The organism is Paenibacillus pseudetheri (genome assembly GCF_924513355.1).
GTDB lineage: Bacteria > Bacillota > Bacilli > Paenibacillales > Paenibacillaceae > Paenibacillus_AQ > Paenibacillus_AQ pseudetheri.
Map to the genome: position 1 here is coordinate 1 of NZ_CAKMAB010000058.1, position 22,003 is coordinate 22,003.

General features: G+C 36.9%; 18 protein-coding genes. 17 read left to right on the top strand and 1 reads right to left on the bottom strand.

The genetic code is table 11. The annotated features are described in order from the left end of the window. Positions 1-203: 203 nt before the first annotated feature. Positions 204-2,957 (bottom strand): O-antigen ligase family protein, encoded by a 2,754-nt coding sequence (locus L1028_RS28725; protein ID WP_234541453.1) that lies wholly within the window; start codon positions 2,955-2,957, stop codon positions 204-206. Between the two features lie 130 nt (positions 2,958-3,087). Here L1028_RS28725 and L1028_RS28730 point away from each other — a divergent pair, with 130 nt between their 5' ends. From L1028_RS28730 to L1028_RS28810, 17 genes are all read left to right on the top strand, one after another. After that, a complete protein-coding gene (locus tag L1028_RS28730; protein WP_234541455.1) occupies positions 3,088-3,540 on the top strand; it encodes a hypothetical protein in 453 nt (150 codons plus the stop codon). Between the two features lie 2 nt (positions 3,541-3,542). Beyond that, the gene (locus L1028_RS28735; protein WP_234541458.1) at positions 3,543-4,331 is read left to right on the top strand and encodes an ABC transporter permease; all 789 of its coding nucleotides are present in this window, start codon (positions 3,543-3,545) and stop codon (positions 4,329-4,331) included. Between the two features lie 38 nt (positions 4,332-4,369). Beyond that, entirely contained in the window at positions 4,370-5,671 is a 1,302-nt protein-coding gene (locus L1028_RS28740; RefSeq protein ID WP_234541460.1) for an ABC transporter ATP-binding protein, read from the top strand. A gap of 6 nt (positions 5,672-5,677) precedes the next feature. Then, entirely contained in the window at positions 5,678-6,973 is a 1,296-nt protein-coding gene (locus tag L1028_RS28745) for a class I SAM-dependent methyltransferase (protein ID WP_234541462.1), read from the top strand. Positions 6,974-7,010: 37 nt separating this feature from the next. Further along, a complete protein-coding gene (locus tag L1028_RS28750) occupies positions 7,011-8,192 on the top strand; it encodes a rhamnosyltransferase WsaF family glycosyltransferase (protein ID WP_234541464.1) in 1,182 nt (393 codons plus the stop codon). Between the two features lie 8 nt (positions 8,193-8,200). After that, the gene (locus tag L1028_RS28755) at positions 8,201-10,195 is read left to right on the top strand and encodes a hypothetical protein (RefSeq protein WP_234541466.1); all 1,995 of its coding nucleotides are present in this window, start codon (positions 8,201-8,203) and stop codon (positions 10,193-10,195) included. A gap of 12 nt (positions 10,196-10,207) precedes the next feature. After that, positions 10,208-11,491 carry a glycosyltransferase family protein gene (locus L1028_RS28760; protein ID WP_234541470.1) on the top strand — a complete coding sequence of 428 codons (1,284 nt, stop codon included), beginning with the start codon at positions 10,208-10,210 and terminating at the stop codon, positions 11,489-11,491. 120 nt (positions 11,492-11,611) lie between these two features. After that, positions 11,612-12,781 carry a hypothetical protein gene (locus L1028_RS28765; RefSeq protein WP_234541472.1) on the top strand — a complete coding sequence of 390 codons (1,170 nt, stop codon included), beginning with the start codon at positions 11,612-11,614 and terminating at the stop codon, positions 12,779-12,781. 85 nt (positions 12,782-12,866) lie between these two features. Further along, on the top strand, positions 12,867-13,787 hold the full coding sequence (locus tag L1028_RS28770; protein ID WP_234541474.1) for a glycosyltransferase family 2 protein: 921 nt from the start codon (positions 12,867-12,869) through the stop codon (positions 13,785-13,787). Between the two features lie 264 nt (positions 13,788-14,051). Further along, complete coding sequence (locus L1028_RS28775; protein ID WP_234541477.1) at positions 14,052-14,795, top strand: sugar phosphate nucleotidyltransferase; 744 nt, start codon at positions 14,052-14,054, stop codon at positions 14,793-14,795. Positions 14,796-14,815: 20 nt separating this feature from the next. Further along, a complete protein-coding gene (gene rfbC, locus L1028_RS28780; RefSeq protein ID WP_234541478.1) occupies positions 14,816-15,364 on the top strand; it encodes a dTDP-4-dehydrorhamnose 3,5-epimerase in 549 nt (182 codons plus the stop codon). A gap of 53 nt (positions 15,365-15,417) precedes the next feature. Further along, positions 15,418-16,440, top strand: a complete 1,023-nt coding sequence (rfbB, locus tag L1028_RS28785; RefSeq protein WP_234541480.1) for a dTDP-glucose 4,6-dehydratase — start codon at positions 15,418-15,420, stop codon at positions 16,438-16,440. A gap of 8 nt (positions 16,441-16,448) precedes the next feature. Continuing rightward, the gene (rfbD, locus tag L1028_RS28790) at positions 16,449-17,312 is read left to right on the top strand and encodes a dTDP-4-dehydrorhamnose reductase (protein ID WP_234541514.1); all 864 of its coding nucleotides are present in this window, start codon (positions 16,449-16,451) and stop codon (positions 17,310-17,312) included. 118 nt (positions 17,313-17,430) lie between these two features. After that, positions 17,431-18,393 (top strand): glycosyltransferase family 2 protein, encoded by a 963-nt coding sequence (locus tag L1028_RS28795; RefSeq protein ID WP_234541483.1) that lies wholly within the window; start codon positions 17,431-17,433, stop codon positions 18,391-18,393. Positions 18,394-18,550: 157 nt separating this feature from the next. Then, positions 18,551-19,450: a glycosyltransferase family 2 protein gene (locus L1028_RS28800; protein WP_234541516.1), complete on the top strand. Its 900-nt coding sequence runs from the start codon at positions 18,551-18,553 to the stop codon at positions 19,448-19,450. Next, positions 19,447-20,853 carry an undecaprenyl-phosphate glucose phosphotransferase gene (locus L1028_RS28805; protein WP_234541486.1) on the top strand — a complete coding sequence of 469 codons (1,407 nt, stop codon included), beginning with the start codon at positions 19,447-19,449 and terminating at the stop codon, positions 20,851-20,853. The genes L1028_RS28800 and L1028_RS28805 overlap by 4 nt, the downstream gene beginning before the upstream one ends. Positions 20,854-20,961: 108 nt before the next feature. Further along, positions 20,962-21,828, top strand: a complete 867-nt coding sequence (locus tag L1028_RS28810) for a phosphatidylinositol-specific phospholipase C/glycerophosphodiester phosphodiesterase family protein (protein WP_234541492.1) — start codon at positions 20,962-20,964, stop codon at positions 21,826-21,828. Positions 21,829-22,003 lie beyond the last annotated feature (175 nt).

Genomic DNA, 22,003 nt, shown 5'->3' on the forward strand with positions numbered 1-22,003 from the left:
GTGGAAAAGCGGTAGCGTTCGCCTTGGTCTCCGGATTTTCACCGCAAAGGGGAATGAAAAAAATCTGGAGAGCACAGCGATTGGAACAACGGTCCGTTCGCGGAGCGTCCTCTCAAAGCGCTCACGTATATCCTACTAGAAAAAGGGCTGACCCAAGCAGCCATTTCATGGCTTTTGGGACAGCCCCATTTTCATTTCTTTTTTTAAAATTGCGAATTTGCAATGGCCTCGATTTGCGCTGCTTCCGCAGGATCGGCTGTGATCAGTGAGTCGTATATCGCCTGATCTTCGCCACCAGTTTTCGTCAAAGCAGCAAGGTACCAACGAGCAATCTCGCGATTCGTTGCATCTGCGAAATCTTGGCTTAAGGCCGGTTTTAAGATGGAGATTGCTTTTTGAATCTGTCCAGACATATATTGCATTTTTCCTACCTTCAGTGTCACATCCGGAGCAAGGGTCTTAGAAGGATCATTATCCGTAAGTACATGATTATAAGCCAAAAGCCCAACGGCAAAGCCAGCTTTCATATTTTCTATTCTATCTACATTATCTTGTTGTGCGTAAGCCGCTTGTCCTAAATCAAAAGAACGGCTGATGAGTGAACTGTACCAATCTATATTCCACGGAGTTTCACTATTCATTATATCAGTGTAATTAGCATCTGAACTAAGCTTCAAAGTTGACTTTGCTGCATCCTCTTGCCCAGATAAGAGCTGCATTTTGCCAACGTTTAAAGCTATTGTTGGTGTTACTGAGAAAGGACGCCCTTGCAATTGTTCTGGTGGAAGAGTCTTCAAATGTTCTACACCAGTGAGAACGTGATTATATGCTTCAAGCTCTTCTGTGAAGTACTTTTCTTTTTTCACTTCATCTTTTTGATTAAGGGCTTGCTGTCCTAATGCAAAGGAGCGGTTGATCAGAGTGTCATACCAATTAATATCCCAACTGAACTTATCAGCATTGTCGAGGTAAACACTATATGCAAGGTCACTTTGACCCTTTATATCGTAGTAGCTGACCATCTGAGCTAAAAGATATTTGTTGTAAGGCTCATCTTTTAGTGCTCGAGTCAATACATTATAAGCTTCGTTAAGAAATTGTTCATCTTGCGTTTGATTGAATACCGTCATATCCAAAGTAGATAAAGAAATAACTGATTCAGGATGATTTGGACGGTTTTTTAAAGCTTCACTTAATGGCGTTTTAATTTCTTCATATGAAGTACTCACTCTAATTAAATTCTTACCCTTTAGGGCAGCATTACTGGAACCGATATAGCTAATCGAGAGGAATAACAAGAATACAGTACCTAGCGTGAGAATAGCGGAATATCCAAGGCGAAAACCAGTTCTATTCCAATTTTTACGTAGCTGTTTGCTATCCATGACAACTGCCATACCCGCCAGTCCAAGGAAGACGAGTATACCCATGAAGGCATAGCTCATATTGAAATCTAGTAGGCTGTGCACAAGAATAGATAGAGCAATGATTAGATAAAAGAAACCATTCTCAAAATCATTTTTATCCCGTTTTACATATCCGCGAATATATTTATAAAAAATATACAAAATGAATCCCATAAATACAATGAAGCCAAGGATCCCAACTTCTATCAAATATTGTAAAAAGAAGTTATGCACTTGTCGGCTAGTATAAGGGTTGTTCTGATAGTGCTCATACAATGAAGACCATCCACCGCCACCAGCACCAAGAATCGGATAATCCTTAACTACCTTTATAGCATCTTTATAAAAAGTAATCCGCTCAAGTACGCTATGTTGCTGAAAATTGATGTTCTCAAGACGAGTGGTCATATTGCTAGGTAAGATATTTTTTGCGCTTGTACCTATCAGCAGGAAAGCTACAATTCCGACAAGTGCAACGGAACCAAGTGGAATCCATAGACCTGTTAGTTTACGTGAGGACCAATTGCTTAGTTTCTTCTCCAGCCAAGGAGCGACAAAACGCTGAATGATCCAGGATAACGCTGCTACAGCAAGTGAAGCTCCAAGTAGGTATCCCCAGCCTTTCAAGGCGGCAGAAGAAGTGAAATTCGTATTTAACTCTAATCCAAGGTTAGTCACTGGAGTTGTAATGAGCAACGAAACAATACCAGCAACACCAAGATGTAGAATCCAAAGGATTTGCTGTGCAGGTTTTAGGAATAGCAGCAGCAATATAAATACGACAGGAAGCAGTACTAGACCACCACGGGATAATGTTAATAAGATTGACACAATGATGGGCACTAACATAAAGCTGTGCGTTAATGTTCTATACCATTTTTTGGAACGAATAAGCGCGAATATGGCTACAAATAGAAAGGCCATTAAGAACGCAGCGTATGTATTCGCATACTGAAAGATCGAAGTCAAACGAAGTCCATTAGAGTCAGTCATAACGGCATCTAAATAAATGTCATTCCGTACGGTGTTTGAGAACCAACCCACAAGAGCGCCGGCCAATTTATTGCTGCCTAACCAATTTAAGAGCCCGAAACCAACTATGAAATAAGCGATTGCTAGTATGGCGTTTTGAATGACAACATTTACTTGCTTTTGCTTCAAGAGATAAAAGGCTATAATGAAGACTGCAACATACATGCTCTGAATAAACAGCATATTCATCGCCATATAATGCGAAACTGCGACAAACAATGATAGAGCGTAAGTCAGAGGGAGTAATATAGATGCCAAAGCTACTAAGTCCCTCTGTTCATCTAGTTTGATTTTTTTGAAGTATAAGCCAAGGCAGACTAGCAGCAAAAGGCCACTTAATAGTGCAGATACATAGATTGGCTTTTCGAAATCTAACTGCTGTCCGTTAAATAATCCCACTTGAAATGGGGCCCAACATAAAAATAAAATAAAAGCAACAACCAAGGCCCAGATCGGACTTGCTATCTTTTCAACATTTCTCGACTGAGCGGCGTTTTTACCGTATACTGGTTTCGACACGTTATAATCTCCTTTTCCTGTAGGTACGACAATATTTTAGCATATGGACTTGAGTTATGCATTGAAAATTAAGATTTCAATATTATTCATTTAGTTCAAAAAAAATTAAAAAGAGAGAGGATAATTAGAAGTGAAATTAAGAAGGAAATTGTTGTTATTAATGCTTGGATTTGCAATAGTACTCTGTTCCAATCAAATGTTGGTATTTGCATCAGATAATTCGAATTATGTATCTCTAGAAAAAAGAGACAGTTCAACTGAAGACAATAGGGATTGGCTGACTATTAAGCAATCAGAAGCAGGGTTGAGAATCATTAGCAATGATGAGAAGAAAGAAATAGCTTTAATCGATAATTTTGGTGGCATATATTTGAACGGCGATCTTTACTTGAATAACAAAAAAATTAATGATGTTTTGAATGAGAACGCCAGTCTGAGTTATGTTAATACAGCAGTGATTTCAATTATAAGCTTGCTAGCAATATCGTTGTTAATATTCCTATTTGTATTGCTAAAACTAAAAAAAGAAATAAATGTTATGAAATATAAGTTTATGAAGGAATCGATTAAAGGAGAAGAATAATTTTGAACTACTTAAAACAACTTAAACTTGATAAGAGATTGCTATTAAAGATGATTCAGAATGATTTTAAAACTAGATATCTTGGATCTTACTTAGGGGTTTTCTGGGCTCTGATAAATCCAATTGTTACTGTTTTGACTTACTGGTTTGTTTTTGAGGTGGGTTTTAGAAATGGCCCTGTGAATGACATTCCCTTTGTACTTTGGTTAGTGCCAGGAATAATACCATGGTTTTATTTTTCAGATAGTATTGGTGCAGCTACTACATCTGTAATTGACAACTCATACTTAGTAAAAAAAGTCCGTTTTAGAGTGGGTTATTTACCATTAATTAAAATATGTTCATCACTTATTATACATTTGTTTTTCTTGTTATTAACTATTGGGTTGTTTGTTGCACATGGTTATTACCCAACGCTATATTATTTTGATTTATTATTTTATCTCGTCACTTCTACGCTACTTATTGTAGGCTTAGCCTACATAACTTCTTCACTAAATGTTTTTTTCAAAGACATAAATCAGATCGTTGGAATTATACTACAGTTTGGATTTTGGCTAACACCTATCTTTTGGAATCCAGAGATTATTTCGGATAAATATTCTTTTATATTTAAGCTGAATCCTATGTATTATGTAACCTCTGGCTACCGCAATACGTTTATCTACGGTCATCATTTCTGGGAAGACAGTACATCCAGTGTTTTTTATATTGTCCAGATTATTGTAGTTCTTCTGATTGGGCTCGTGTTCTTTAAACGTTCAAAGAATGGCTTTTCAGATGTTCTGTAATTAATTAATCGTTTTGAAGAAAAGGGATGGTTGGGATTATGAATACAGAAACAGCAATAAGGGTAACAGATTTAACCAAGATGTATAAGTTATATAAAAAACCTTCTGATAGATTAAAGGAGGCTTTAAATCTTTTTTCAAACAAAGAATTACATGAAGAGAAATATGCATTGAAGAATTTCTCTATGGAGCTTAAAAGGGGAGAGACTGTAGCGATAATTGGCAAAAATGGATCTGGTAAGTCTACACTTTTAAAAATGATAGCAGGAGTTTTGACGCCTACTCTTGGTGAAGTAGAGATTAAGGGAAGAATCACTTCATTAATAGAATTAGGAGCTGGTTTTAATCCTGAGTATACGGGGATAGAGAATATTTACTTTAATGGATCATTATTTGGATTTGAAGATAAAGTAATTGAAAAAAAACTTCAAACAATATTAGAATTTGCGGATATTGGTGAATATATCTATCAGCCTGTTAAGACCTATTCTAGTGGTATGTTCGCACGACTTGCTTTTGCTTTAATGATTAATCTCGAACCGGATATATTGATTGTTGACGAAGCACTTTCTGTAGGAGATATATTTTTTCAACAAAAATGTAACACTTTCATGAAAAACGAGATGAAAGATGTTACGAAAATTGTTGTAACTCATGATATGACAAGTGTTGCGAACCTTGCTGACAGATGCATAGTGATTTCTGAAGGGGAAAAGGTTTTTGATGGAAGTACTCTTGAAGGAATCGAATATTATGTAAAAAGAATGCACTCGGAAAGTTTTTCTGTTAAAGCAAAGGAATCTAACTTAATTTCCAATGAAGTCTCTAATCTTTATGACAATATAATTGAAGATAATGAATCATTTGTTGACATAGATCAAGCTGCTTTGGGTGGTGCGTTGGAAGCTTCTATTAAGAGTTTCAAAGTAGAAGTAAACAACTTACCATATCGTGGTTTTGTATTGGCTGGAGATAATGTGGAAATAAGCTATCAGGTCACCTCTCAAAAAAAAATGAGTGAGACTATATTCGGTTATATTATATCCGATAAATTTGGAAATCAGATATTTGGAGAGAATACAATCACTTCTCTAAAACGGAATTTTTCGTTTGAAGAAGGAGATAATCTTGTGAAACTTAGTTTTCAGTGGCCAGAAATAAAAGAGGGCTATTATTTTCTTACATTAGGAATTGGAGAAGGGAATCACGAATTACAACATACTATACAATGCTGGGCTCATAATATTTTTGAATTGTCTTGTGTTTCCCCACATAAGACTATTCACTGCTTGTTTAATAATAATATTGATCAATTAAATATCACTAATTTGCGGAGATGAGTAAATATGTCAGGGTGGAAAATTAGCAATCCTATATTTGAATCGGATAATCTCAATGAAAAATTGAATGTATCTCCTTGGGCAGGACACCGTAGATTTGTATATGATCTTCTGGGATTTGTAAGACCCCAAAATATACTTGAACTCGGGACACATTATGGATGCTCTTTTTTCGCAATGTGCCAAGCGATCAAAGATTTTAATATTGATACAAAAATTCACGCAGTAGATACATGGATGGGCGACCCTCAGGCTGGTTTTTATGGCGAAGAAGTTTATGATTTGGTGAAGAAGACGATTGAAAAGTTTTTTTCTGGTATATCTACCGAAACGCATAAAATGACATTTGATGAAGCTCTTTTACAATTTAATGATGGTTATTTTGATATTATTCATATTGATGGCTTTCATGAATACGATGCTGTAAAACATGATTTCTTAACATCATTACCAAAGCTCAATGACAATGGTATTGTACTTTTTCATGATATAGCTGCTGATACGGGATATGGATCGTCTTTATTTTGGGATGAGATAAAGCTGGAATATAACAGTTTTGAATTCAGTCATAGTTGGGGATTAGGGATTCTCTTTCCTAAGGGAAACAAAGTTTTTGATCTTATGATAGTTGAAAATATTCATGACAAACTTTTATATTATAATGCAAGATCAGAATTAGATATTGCACAGATTAAAGTCAAAGATCTTGAAATTTTGGGTCTTGAACGCTTTAACATCATTGGAAAAATGGACCGAATGATAAAACAAAGAGATGACTCAATAGAAGCTCAAGGTAGGTTGCTAGAAGAACGATTTGAAAGCATGGTCAAAATGGAGACTATGATCGAAGAACGTGATAATATTATTAGTTCTCAAAATAAAATTATAAAGGAACGATTTAACAGTATAAACCAGATGGAGAATATGATCAAAGAGAGAGATGTTGTAATTAATTCACAAGCACAATTGCTTGAAGAGAGAATTGATATTATTCAGAAAATGGATAGCATGATTAAAGAAAGAGATGACGTGATAACAGCTCAGAAGAGAATGTTAGATGAACGTTACCAAACAGTTGTAGATATGGAATCTATGATTAAAGAGAGAGATAATGCAATAAATAATCAAGCTATATTACTGGAAGAACGTGATATCGCTATTGAGCAGATGGATCAGATGATCAAAGAGAGAGATAACACAATAAATAATCAAGGTATATTATTGGAAGAGCGTTATAACGCTATTGAGCAGATGGACCAGATGATCAAAGAGAGAGATGATACAATTTCAAAGTTGAGCTAAATATAAAATCATTGTAATCAATTCTGGAGGGGAAAATGTGTTGAAATTAGCTTGGTTTGTACCTAGTCCTATGGAAGGGTCAGGTGGACATAGAACGATATTTCAAAATATTAATGCTTTAGCATCTGAAGGTTATGACTGTGATATCTACATTGAGGATGATAACAGTTACTTAAATCTGAAAGAAATGAAATCTAGTATTAATAAGTATTTTGGAGACATTAAAGCAAATCTTTTTCTTGGTTTTAATACCGAGGTAAAGTATGATGCAGTTTTTGCTACTGCTTGGCACACTGCTAAAGCAGTTAGAGATATTCCATATCAGACTAAAAAGTTTTATTTTGTGCAAGATTTTGAAGCGTATTTTAACCCTATGGGTGATGGGTATCTTCTGGCGGAGAATTCTTATAAATACGATTTGACTCCTATAACAATTGGGAAATGGCTAAGTAATCTCATGGTCGAAAAATACAATACTGCTTCTAGTTATTTTGATTTTTGTGCAGACCATACAGTATATAAACGACTGCCAGAGAAGACTAGAGAAAAGGCGATTTGTTTTATTTATCAGCCTGAGAAACCAAGAAGATGTAGCATTATTGGAATAGAAGCACTGGGAATCGTAAAGCATTTAATGCCAGAAGTTAAAATTTATTTATATGGATCTAAAAATAAAACAAATGTATGGTTTGAACATACAAATTTAGAATTGATATCTGTTGAAGAATGTAATAATTTGTATAATAAATGTTCCGTTGGATTATGTATTAGTTCTTCCAATCCTTCTAGAATTCCTTTTGAAATGATGGCTGCGGGTCTTCCCGTTGTAGACATATATAGGGAAAATAACTTGTATGATATGCCGGACGGTGGAGTTAAATTAGCTGATCAAACTCCCGAATCTATTGCCAGTGCATTGATTAGTATATTGACCAATGATGAACATATTGATCAAATGTCTCGTTTTGGTGTTAATTATATGAAAGATAAGACGCTTGAACATGGATATAAACAGTTTACTGATGCTGTGAAAAAAATTATTTCAAATGAAGATTTCGAATTAAAGGCATATCCAAAATCCTATAATCAAGAACCAATAATAGCGGATGCGTTCACAAAAAAAATCCGACCGGTTTATACGGATAACGGTAAGTCACCTGAAAAAGTAAAAGATTTGTTGAGAAAAATAAAAAATAAAGTAAAAAAAATAATTAAATGAGGTTAATCATGAATCAATACAAATTATTAACATTTGATATTTGGGATACGGTTCTGAGAAGAAATAGCCATCCTGATGAAGTAAAGATTAAAACGATAATCCATTTGAAACATAATTATCCTGATCTAATTCTTATTGATAATAACGAATTGAATTTATTCCGTAAAAGGCAAGAAGCGGAATACCAAATTGGACAAGGTAATCTTAAGGATGGCTTCGACGATGAGTATGATATATATATTGTTTTGAAAGAATGGCTAAAAAATATATTGGTTACTCCTATGTCCGATGAAGAAATAGATAATGTTGTAAGAGATTTATATCAGGCGGAATTACAGCACGAAATCGACATAACCTACCTAGATCCAAACATAGTTAATGTATTGAGTAGTTATACCTATAGTAAACGATTATTTCTTTCGGACTTCTATACAGATAGTTCTTTTATAAATGAGATATTAAAGGCTAAAGGTTTAATGGGGGAAGCCGGAACTACATCTATGGAGCATGGTTATAATAAAAGAAGTTCAAATCTATTTAAGAAAATCCATGAAATTCATGGGATATCTCCGTCGGAACATTTTCATTTGGGAGATAATGAGTATTCCGATGTTAAGCAACCATCAAGTTTAGGAATTAACACGCTTCATTATTTTAATAAAGAAGAAGAAGAGTTGAGAAGGTTACATAATTTGAGATTTGAGAAAAGAGTTAATAATCCATCCTCGGTATTAGGTGAAATGAACGGAAATATAATTCGTGAATTAACGTTGAATAAAACAAGCAATGCATATTATGATGAGGGCGTAAAATATAGCTTAGTTTTCCTGAGTTATATTCTTCATGTAATTGAGTCAGCTAAACAAAAAAAAATCGAAAAAATATTCTACTTGACTAGAGAAGGGGTCTTCTTTAAGCAAATTCATGATATTCTCGCTAAAGTCCATCCACATGGTGATACTTTACCGAGCACTGAACTTCTTGAAGTAAGTAGACTTGCGACATTTTCTGCTTCACTTAGAGAAGTCTCTATAGAAGAATTTATGCGTGTCTGGAATCAATATTCTATACAATCAATGAAGGCACTATTCAAAACCTTAAATGTAGATATAAATGGTTATACTCACTTGTTCTCAAAATTTCATTTAGATGTTGAAGAACCTATCGTCTATCCTTGGCAAAATGAATCTGTTATAGAACTCTTTAACGATAGTGAGTTTGTAAATAAATTGGATAAAGATATCAAGTCAAAAAGAGCCGAACTCACTACATATCTAGAAAATCATAATATTATTGATGGAAATGATGTGTTCATTGTTGATATAGGCTGGAGAGGAACAATTCAAGATAATCTAGCTTACTTATTAAATCATTCGAAAATTACTGGTTATTATTTTGGACTTTACCCTTTTATCAATAAACAACTGGAAAATACAGAAAAACACTCCTTCTTTAACCAAAACGAGATGACGATGGTGCGTCATGTTGCACCACTTGAAATGCTCTGCAATGCAGCAATGGGAAGTGTGACTGGCTATGAGATTAAAGGCGAGAATGTTTGTGTTTGTTATGATGAGAGCAAGAAAGAGACAGATGTTCATATTAAGTATATAACACACTTTCAAAGAGGTGTTTTGGATGCTGTAGAAAAATGGTATCCAATCATATACAACCAAGCATGGACGAACAGAGAATTAAAAGATTTTTCTAGAGAATTACTTAGAGAACTTTTAACTGTACCATCCTCATCTCTAGCTGGAGCTTTCTTTAGATTGGCACATAATGAGACCTTTGGTGTTGGGGAATTTGTTGAAAAGAAAAGACCATTTCCTTTTAAACAAGCATTTAAAGCACTAGTTTCTTTCGAAGGTAAAAAACAGTTCGTTCAATATTTAGAGGATTCTTCATGGCCTCAAGGTTTATTAACCTATTTTCATTTAAAATCTTTAATTTCTATATACAATAAGAAAGTTTATTTCAAAAATGAAAATAAAGTTGACTAAGAAGGTATATGTATGAAAAAGTTGTTGATAATTTCATCAGATGTTATAGCTTCAAAAATGGCTGGACCAGGAATTAGATATTGGAACTTAGCTATAGAATTGTCTGAACACTTCCAAATAACGTTAGCAGTTCCAAATTATCATACATTTGATCTTTATGAAGAGCTGAAATCTTATCCTATTAAGCTAATAAGTTCTGAATCAAAGATTTTAAGAAAAGAAGCTACAGATGTAGACTCTATTCTGATTCAAGGTGATTGTTTATGGAAAAATAGATTTTTACGGAAGGTCAATGCTTCTGTTATTGTTGATTTATACGATCCATTTGTCCTTGAACATTTAGAATTAAATGAGGATGATTTTCGAGGCAATTTAATCTACAACAATATGATGAATATTTTAATTGATCAGCTTAAGTTTGGTGATTACTTTATATGTGCCTCTGAGAAACAAAAAGATTTTTGGCTGGGTGCACTTACCTCATTAAAGAGAATTAATGTGAAAGAATATCAGAAGAGTAAATCTTTTGAACACTTAATTGGGGTTGTTCCTTTTGGAATTCCCAGCATACCCCCTATCAAAAACAAAAATGTACTGAAAGGGGTTTACCCTGGGATAGAACTAGATGACAAGGTAATATTGTGGGGTGGAGGTATCTGGGAGTGGTTTGACCCTATTACGCTAATTAAAGCTATGCAAATTGTAAATCAAAAGCAAAGCAACATTAAACTCTTCTTTATGGGAATTAATCATCCTAATACGGACATTAAAAGAATGAAAATTGTTGATGAAACGATAAAACTGAGCGATCATCTTAACCTCACCAATAATTGCGTTTTCTTTAATGATTGGGTTGAATATAATGATAGGCATAATTATTTATTGGAAGCTGATTTAGGAATAAATATTCATAAAAATCATATAGAAACACGATACTCATTCAGAACAAGAATATTAGACTATATATGGACTAAGTTACCAATAATAAGTAATTCTGGTGATTTTTTTGCGGATGAAATCAACACAAAGTCTATTGGTATAATTATTGAAGATATAAATGAAATTAATTTGGCAGAAAAAATTATGGATTATCCCGGGAAAACGTTTTATGAAGCGAATTTTGACGATCTAATTAATGACTATCAATGGAGTAATAATATAAGAGATATTGTGGATTTTCTAAACAAAGATTTTAATCCCAAAAAAACTTTTTTTGATTTTGGCCGATATCGACAAGGTAGCTATATTTTCTTGAGAGTTATTGATTTAATAATAAACAAGGTATTTAAAAAATAGAGACATGCAAGTTAAGAAAGACAATTAGAACAAACTAGTACTTCAATTAAAATCAAGTAATAACTCATTCAAAAGAAACATAAAGCGGATGAGTATGAAAGTAATAGGAGGAATTATAGATTGAACAAGAATATAAAATTAGTCAGTTTAGTCGTGATTTTATGTGTTGCTGTAGGTATTCCAAGTGTTTTGTATGCAGGTACAAGAACTGAAAACAAAGTAAGTGAAGAGTTGACTTCAAAGATAGAGAATAACACAGAAATAATAAGAGGCAATCATCCAAGGAAAGAAGGTCTTTGGCCACAATATACAGGACTTAACACTGCCTTAAGAGGGAATATTATATTTTCAGATATTATTACACCTGATGCCTTATTTGAAAACTGGAAAGGTGAAAAGATAGAAACGCACGATTTATCTAAACAGACTGCAGAAAATTATGATAGTACGCATAATCATTATCAAAACTTACTGAGTGAAGTGATGAACTTTAAAGAAGATACAAATGCAGTTTCAATTTGGGGAGATTCAGCTGCAATTGCAAATAATTCAAAAGCATGGGGAGGGTTTCTTAGTGCGCGATCTGACTACAAGACTTTTCTAGAAAACGAAACTTATAAGAAATATGTGCCAGAGGGTATTAATTTAGAAGAGTATAGTCAGGAAAATTATGATGCACAGCTAGTTGGCCTGGAGATTGACGTATTAAATGGTGGTAAACCAGGGATTTATCCAAATAAATCAAAAACAGGTTTACAGATTGTAGGTTTTGGTAATTCTAACTCCATGGCGATAGAAGTTAGAAATGAAGATACGGATAAAAATGTTGCAAAGCGGAATGGAGCTTGGGAGAGTGGTATTTATTTTAAAAATAGCATGGCTGAATATGGTCGTTTAATTGTTGCTGATTTTGATAAAGCAAAGATAGGACTAGATTTTAGAAACGCACTTTTTAGTGAAGGCGCAGCTCAATTTCGTAGTGAAGGTGTTGGGACAGGAGTTTTACTAAATGGTGGTAAATCGGGTGAAATTTACGGTGGATTAAGATGGACTGGCTTTCAACATCCGGAGAACTGGCTTACATTACGTGCTGGCGAAGGTGGAATACGTATTGCCTCTAATGATAACACGAAAGAATTAATCGCTGTAGATAATAACGGAGGTATATATTTAAATGGCGATGTGTATATAAATGGAAGAAAATTAAATGATTTAGTGGATCTTGATACAAAGGTAAATGATCTAGAGAAACAGATTGAAGAGTTAAAAAAAATGATATTGAATAAATAATTTGATTTTTCAATTAAAATGAACTTATCAATTTTTGTACACTACAAATGACAAAATAAAAAGCTATTGAAGGATAGTTGTTGCTATGGGTAAAGTTCAAATATTATTATCAACCTATAATGGAGAAAAGTATTTAGATCAACAATTGGAAAGTATTTTAGAACAGTCATACAAGAATATTTCTATATTAATTAGAGATGATGGATCAAATGATAGTACAATAGATATAATTACCTCATATACTATCAAACATCCAGACATCATTTCATTTATAAAGGCACAAAATAGTGGGGTTATTGATAGTTTTCTAGAATTGATTAAACATTCATATGAAGATTGCGAATACTATTGCTTTTGTGATCAGGATGATATTTGGCTTCCTCATAAAATAGAATTGGCTGTAAAAAAGTTGAGTGGGATTGATTCAAGTATCCCTTCAATGTACTTTACAGCTACTTACCCTACGAGTGATATGCTGACTACTCAAAAAGTTTGGCCGTCAGTAACCCGGAAACCGGGATTGTACAATGCCCTTATTGAGAATATTGCTGTCGGTGCGACAATTACTTTTAATAAAGCTGCAATGGGTATCCTTAAGGATAGAATCCCGAATGCAAGCAATATTATCATGCATGATTGGTGGCTTTATATTGTTGTGTCTTCATTAGGAACTGTCATATACGATGAGACACCTTCAATTTTGTATAGACAACATGAGTCCAATGTAGTGGGTGCGGATACATCTTTTATTCGGAAATTCAAAAAGAAATGGATTAGATTTAAAAGTAATAAAAATAAGCGGTACTTATATCGACAAGCACTAGAATTTCATACGCTGTACAGTAGTTTGTTAAATGATAACAAAAAGAATCAGCTCGATTTATTTCTATTACCAAGAAAAAAGCTCCAAGACAAGTTATATTTTTTAAGGCATAGTAAACTCTATAGACAGACTTATAGCGAGAACTTGATTTTTAAGTTTCTTGTGCTTATTGGATATATTTAATTATAATATACCCAGTTGTGAACTCTATTTTAATTTAAATGAGAGGTTTAAGAGTGGCTGTTACTTATCTAATATCTCATGTTCAAAATAGAAACACTATCAATTTAAATTTTTCAATGGAAGATATTGATTTTGTTAAGTGAAATTATGATATCATTATTAATGATGGTTACAGAGGTTGAGATCTGAAATTATTATTGATTAAGTAATATTTAATTGTCTGTGTAGGGAAAATGTTGAACTATCGTACGGAGGTTTTTATATATGAAGGGAATTATTCTAGCCGGAGGCACAGGCTCGCGCCTTTACCCTCTAACAAAAGTGACCAACAAACATCTTCTTCCGGTTGGCAAATACCCAATGATCTTTCATGCAATCTATAAGCTCAAACAGGCTAATATCCAAGATATTTTAATTGTTACAGGTAAAGAGCATATGGGTGAAGTGGTGAATCTACTTGGAAGTGGAAACTCTATGGGTGTTTCTTTTACCTATAAAGTTCAGGATGAAGCTGGCGGTATAGCACAAGCGCTCGGCCTTGCAGAGCAATTTGTTGGAAATGACCAAAGTGTTGTTATTCTTGGGGACAACGTATTTGAAGAGAATATTTCTCAATATATTGAAAACTTTAAAGCTCAAGGAACTGGAGCTAAGATTCTGATTCAAAAGGTTTCCGATCCACAGCGCTTCGGTGTTCCTGAACTGCAGGGCGATAATATCGTATCCATTGAAGAGAAGCCTAGTGCTCCGAAAAGTGGATATGCCGTTACTGGGATTTACATGTTTGATAGCAAAGTCTTCGAGATTATTAAGAAGCTTACTCCTTCAAACCGAGGAGAACTTGAAATAACGGATGTAAATAATGCATATATTAAAAGAAATGAACTAACGTATGATATTCTGGGCGGTTGGTGGACTGATGCGGGCACGCATTCGTCATTAGCCAGAGCCAATGAATTGGCAAAAAATATTCTCTATACCGAAGAATTCGGTAAATTAAAACTATAGAAACGAGGAGGAGCTCCAAGATGAATGTCACTCCTTTGAAGTTACAAGGCGCAAGCCTACTAGAACCGGTTGTCCATGGTGACAACCGGGGTTTTTTCATGGAAAGCTACAACGAAGTAATAATGCATAAACTCGGAGTAACCTATCAGTTTATCCAAGACAACCAATCCCTCTCTGCAGAGGTTGGGGTGTTACGTGGTCTACATTACCAGTTACATCCTAAAGCCCAAACAAAGTTAATTCGCGTCTTATCCGGTGTTATTTACGATGTAATTGTTGATATCCGTCGTAATTCCCCTACATTTGGTCAATGGGCCGGAGTAATTCTTAGTGAATATAATAAACGTCAACTACTGGTGCCTAAAGGCTTCGCGCATGGTTTTTGTACGTTGGTGCCTAACACCCAAGTATTATATAAGGTGGACGAATATTATTCCCCCGAAAATGATCGCGGCATATTATGGAATGATCCAGTCTTAGGTATTGATTGGCCGACTTCTAATCCGGCATTGTCGGATAAAGATCAACGTCATCCATTACTGAAAGATGCGGAAATAAACTTTGATTAACAGTGGAAGCAAAAACTTGAATATAATCTCAAAGAACAAAAGGTGGGCTATAAATGAAACTGCTAGTTACCGGCGGAGCCGGCTTTATCGGCAGCAACTTTGTATTATACATGCTGCAACAACATCCTGATTACCAAATCGTTAACGTAGATGCGTTGACATACGCAGGTAATCTGGAGAATTTGAAGTCAATCGAGAATCACCCTAATTACACTTTTGCTAAGGCTGATATTACAGATGTACAGGCAATGGATGCTTTGTTTAGCCAAGGTGTTGATGTAGTGGTAAATTTCGCGGCTGAATCGCATGTGGATCGGAGTATTTTGGAGCCGGAAGTGTTTGTAAAGACGAACGTGCTTGGAACACAAGTGCTTTTGGATGCGGCAAAAAAGTACAGTATCACTAAGTTCGTTCAGGTTTCTACGGATGAGGTATACGGATCACTTGGAGCAACCGGGTTGTTTACTGAGGAGACTCCTTTGACTCCGAATAGTCCTTATTCCGCTAGTAAAGCAGGTGGCGACTTACTTGTACGTGCATACCATGAGACATTCGGACTGCCAGTGAACATTACCCGCTGCTCAAACAATTATGGCCCGTACCAATTCCCGGAAAAACTCATTCCGCTGATGATCTCACGCGCACTTGCGGATCAAGCGTTACCTGTTTATGGGGATGGGATGAATATCCGTGACTGGTTGTATGTTGAGGATCACTGCAGCGCGATTGATTTGGTTATTCATGAGGGTGTGAATGGCGAAGTTTACAACATTGGTGGCAATAACGAGCGTACGAATGTGCATATTGTAAACACGGTATTGCAGGAACTAGGCAAACCTGATTCACTGATTACTTATGTTCAAGACCGTCCAGGTCATGATCGCCGCTATGGTATAGATCCAACTAAGATTATGAACGAACTGGGATGGAAGCCGAAACATACGTTTGAAACAGGTATTAAAGAAACCATCCAATGGTATCTCAATAACCGTGAATGGTGGACTCGCATTCAATCTGGGGAATACCAGAAGTACGCTGAATTACAATATGGCGATCGCTTGGGAGAATCTCTATAATGGCTCAACTGAAGGTACTTGTTACAGGTGCGGCCGGACAATTGGGTCAGGATGTTGTTTTACTACTCCAGCATCAAGGTCACCAAGTGATGGGCTGCGACCGTCAAGAGATGGATATCACCGATCTGGATCAGTGTATCCAGGTTATTGGTGAGTTTGGACCGTATGCTGTCATTCACTGTGCTGCGCATACGGCAGTAGATGCGGCAGAAAGTGACATCGATGCAGCTTATTTAATTAATGCGACTGGAAGTCGAAATGTAGCGATAGCTTCTGAAAAAGCTGGGGCTAAGGTGGTATATATCAGTACAGATTATGTATTTGATGGTTTAGGATCACAGCCTTACCATGAGTATGATAATACTGATCCTAAGAGCATATACGGTAAATCAAAACGTGCGGGTGAAGTGCTAGTCCAATCCCTTTCCTCTAAATATTTTATCGTACGCACATCATGGGTGTATGGTAAATACGGGAATAACTTTGTCAAAACAATGCTAAAGCTTGGCCAAGAAAAGCCAATGCTTCAGGTAGTCGATGACCAAAAGGGCTCGCCTACCTATACAGTCGACTTAGCTCGATTCTTGCTTGAGCTTATCCAAACTGAGAAGTACGGTGTATACCATGCGTCAAATAGTGACTCATGTACTTGGTTTGAATTTACACAGGCGATCTTTGCAGAGGCTGAGGATATTTTGGGTTTGAAATTCACCGCTAAGCTTGAACCGTGTGCTACGGAACAGTTCCCGAGACCTGCACCACGTCCTCGGAATTCGGTGATGGAGCATTTGTCGATTCGTACGAACGGTTTTCAGGATATTCGACCTTGGCGTGAGGGACTGAGAGATTTCCTCTTAGAGCTAAAAGAATAGAACAATACCAATTGAAACTCCCAAATCGTTCATAACGGTGCGGGAGTTTTTTGTGTTCTTTCGTTATAATAAGAAGGAAGTAGGTAGTTAATTAGAAATTACAAAGTCGAGGATACTCATGAATAACAAAACGGTAAGTGTACATATCGTCACCTACAACAGTGCGGATGACATTATAGATTGCTTAGAGGCAGTAATGGCACAGGATTATCCTATTGAGAAAATTGTCGTTGTAGACAATGCATCTTCTGATGGTTGTGCTGAGAGAGTGAGCACTTTTCACAGCACCATCCCTAAAACTTCTTTAATTCTGCAACTCATCCAAAACCAAAAGAACACAGGCTTCGCCCCAGCCCACAACCAGGCTATCGCTGCTACGGAAACAGACTACATACTAGTCCTTAATCCGGATTTGACGCTGGCTCCAGACTATTTATCCAGACTGATCAAACGAATGGAGGAGAATCCGTTAATCGGTAGCGCGACAGGAAAGCTTTTGCTAAAGGCCGATCATGGGCTGGTAGACAGCACAGGTCTCCGTATGAACAGAACACGGCGTGCGTTTGATCGCGGTGCGGGTGAGCCAGCAGATCAATGGACACAGTCCGGGCCAGTATTCGGCGTATCTGGAGCGGCTGCGATGTATTCTCGGCGAATGATCAACGACATAAGTATTGATAGCGATTTTTTTGATGCTGATTTTTTCGCTTATAAGGAAGATGTGGATGTGGCTTGGAGGGCACAGTTATTCGGCTGGCATGGGTATTATGAAGCCGAGGCGATCGGGTATCACGAACGTGGGTGGAAGACATCTGGTCGTAATACCAAACCTATGTTCATCCGACGAATATCTTACATTAACCGCTATAAAATGATCTACAAGAATGAACCGGCTCGAACTATGCTGAAAACAATCTTAATTTCTCTTCCCTATGAGCTTGCCGCTCACGGCTATATGCTACTCAGAGAACCGCAGCTAATCGTAGCGTGGAAATCTTTTTTTACTCAGCTCCCTGCGTTAAAAAAGAAGCGGAAGTATATACAGGCTACCTTAAAAGAGAGAAACAAACACAAAAACTAAACTATATCTGGAAAAACCTCCCTGAAACGTCACCTCCTCTCAGGGAGGTTTTATGTTATAATAATTGTCGGTAGATTACTATATTTGTCAGGAGCGTTACGCAGTGAATGTAGATGTAAGTATACTTATTGTTAATTACAACACGTGTCGTCTGACGATGGATTGTCTCAGGTCGGTATATGACTCAGAAACGAACTTTTCCTATGAGATTATTTTAATAGACAACAATTCCCACGATGATTCGGTAGAGAAGATTAGTAGAGAGTTTCCAGGTGTAATGTTGATCGCTAATAACGACAATGTCGGTTTTGCCCGTGCAAATAACCAGGGAATGGAGGCTTCATCCGGAAGGTATGTGCTTCTACTCAATTCAGATACAGTAGTGCGTAAGGATTCGCTGGAGACGATGATCTCCTTTATGGACAGTCGGCCCGATGTTGGGGCATCAGGATGTAAGATTATTTTGCCAGATGGTTCGCTGGATAAAGCGTGTAAGCGGGGATTTCCTACACCGTCAGCTTCCTTCTATTATGCTTTTGGTTTCAGTAAGCTGTTTCCGGATCGCCCGAAGTTTAACGGTTACCAGTTAGGCTATCTGGACCCTGATCTTGATTACCCGATAGATTGTCTGGTAGGTGCGTTTATGCTGCTGCGGCGGGAGACGATTGATCAGGTGGGCGGATTAGATGAAGAGTTTTTTATGTACGGTGAGGATTTAGACTGGTGTTATCGGATTAAAGAGGCCGGTTGGGAGATTTATTATTATCCGAAGACCTCTATCGTGCATCTTAAAGGTGGTAGCGCAAGACGCAGACCGTTCAAGATCGTGTACGAGTTTCACCGAGCAATGATTTTATTTCATCGTAAGCATTATAGTAGGAAGTACAACAGTATGATAAATGGAACAGTATATGCCGGCATAGGTGTGAAGTTCGCACTTTCGCTATTGCGGAATTCCTTAATCTCTCTTAAAACGGTCCCATCACCTGCTCAGAGTCTTAACTCCGCTAATGAAACAGGTGCACGTAACGAAAAGAATACTGAGGTGAATTTATGATTCGGCGTAATCAGAAATTTTTGACACAGCTCTATATGGTTGCTGACTTTATTGTCATTCAGCTCTCTTTTTTAGCGGCTTGGTGGCTTAAGTTTAAAAGTGGATGGATGGAGTTTGAAAACCCGCTGCCTGTAGAGTCGTACGCTTACTGGAGTATGATTTATGGCGGAATTGCAGTGCTAATCGGTATATTGCTGTCGCTGTATTTGCCTAAGCGGAAGAAACGTTTTGTCGATGAATTTATTAAAATTTTCCAAGTGCATATCATGAGCATTTTCATTCTGCTTGGTCTGATGTTCTTCGTGAAAGAAATCGATATCTCTCGTGCCTACCTTGCTATTTATATGGGATTTAACGTTCTTTCTATTATGCTGTACCGTTATGTGCTGAAGAAGATGCTTAAATCTTTACGTGAAAAGGGTCTTAACCGCCAGTTCGTACTTATTATAGGCGCAGGTACATTAGGCAAAAGATTCTACAACAATTTAGAGCAATACCCCGAGCTCGGGTACGAAGCGATTGGTTTCCTGGATGACTATCATACATGGGATGGAATTGAGGAACAACGATATAAACCGATTCTAGGAACGGTTGATCAGTTGTCTGGGATGCTAGAGATGCTGCCTGTGGATGAGGTTATACTTGCGCTGCCACTTGATGCGCATTCGAAGTATCCTTCAATTATTGCGGCCTGTGAAAAAGCAGGTGTACGCACATTGATTATCCCTGACTTTTTCGACTACTTACCAGCCCGCCCTTACTTTGATAACTTTGCAGGCATGCCAATGATTAATGTTCGTGATATTCCACTAGATATGACGGGTAATAAGATGGCAAAACGATTGTTTGATATTGTGTTCTCTTTGTTCGCAATTATTATGATCTCTCCTGTAATGCTTATCGTGGCTCTTGGTGTCCGACTAACCTCTCCGGGACCGATTATATTCCGGCAGGAACGTGTGGGACTGAACCGTCGTAATTTTATGATGTATAAGTTCCGCTCCATGAAGATGCAGCAGGATGGTGAAGAGGATACAGGCTGGAGTACGCGGGAAGATCCTCGTAGAACCAGATTTGGGACCTTTATCCGTAAGACAAGTCTAGATGAGCTTCCGCAATTTTTTAATGTGTTGCTGGGACATATGAGTGTGGTGGGACCTCGACCAGAACGACCATTTTATGTGGAACAGTTCCGTGATGAAATTCCAAAGTACATGGTTAAGCACCATGTACGCCCTGGAATCACAGGTTGGGCACAGAGCAATGGACTTCGCGGTGACACTTCCATCGAGGAGCGGATCAAACACGATATTTTCTACATCGAGAACTGGTCTTTACTGTTCGACATTCGAATTATTTTCAAAACGATTCGCAACGGCTTCGTCAACAAAAACGCATATTGAGACTTGCACTTATTTAGATTTGTAAAATTTAAATAATACCCCGTTTTGCCACTGGCAGAGCGGGGTATTAATTTTCTAATCTAAACTTTGCAAAGGAAACTCTCAACTATGAATAAGAAAAAGATTATTGCAACTGTAGTAATGATTGTCGCACTAATAATGATTCTTGTAATAACTTTGAATAAAGAGGAAGAGCAACCTGCGAGCGGCTTTGAAGCGCACAAGGTCGTTGCACATGCCATGGGGGGAATTAACGGCTATAAGTATACCAATGCTTGGGAGGCATTTGTCGCTAACTATGAACGGGGAACTCGCGTATTTGAAGTTGATTTTTTGTTATCGAAGGATGATCAGTTGGTTGCTTGGCATGAATGGACAAGCAATATGAGCAAGCTTTTAGGGCAGTTGGAGGTTCTCCCTGCTAATAAACAGGGTATTGTACTAGATTACGAGGAATTTATGGACAGCCCCATCCTGAATATATACTCTCCACTTGATATTGAGAAGGTGCTTGATCTATTGCAGAATTATCCCGATGCTTATATCGTTACAGATACCAAAGAAATCCAACCGGAACTTATAGAGAAGCAATTTACATTGCTGACTGAAGCGGCGCAGCACCGGGATCCAGCCATACTAGTTCGAATTATTCCACAAATATACAATCAGACGATGCTTGATGAGATCAATAAGGTGTATTCTTTTCCGGAAGTGCTTTACACCTTGTACCAGTCCAAGGATACGGATGAACAAGTTATTGAGTTTGTTAAAAAAACAGGTTTGGATATTACCATGCCAGTTAAACGAGCCAACAAGAGCTTTGTTAAAAAGCTGAAGAAGGCTGGAGCTCGTGTATATGTTCATACAGTGAATGAAGAAGAGGAAATTCGGGAGCTGGCCCGTATGGGCGTGGATGATTTCTATACTGATTTTGTGCCCGAAGGGGATTTAATTAACATAACAGGCTTACGGTGAAATCTTAGACTACTCATTGCCATTAATATATCCCCACAAAGTGGTGCTTTCCATAGATGCGTATTCAGGTACTTTGCGGGGGGCCCCAAATTTATATACGAAAAAATGTTCGCATTTTTGTTCGCTTTAAATTGACACACCTGCTGTGCTGGCATAGACTAGATCTATATCTTTT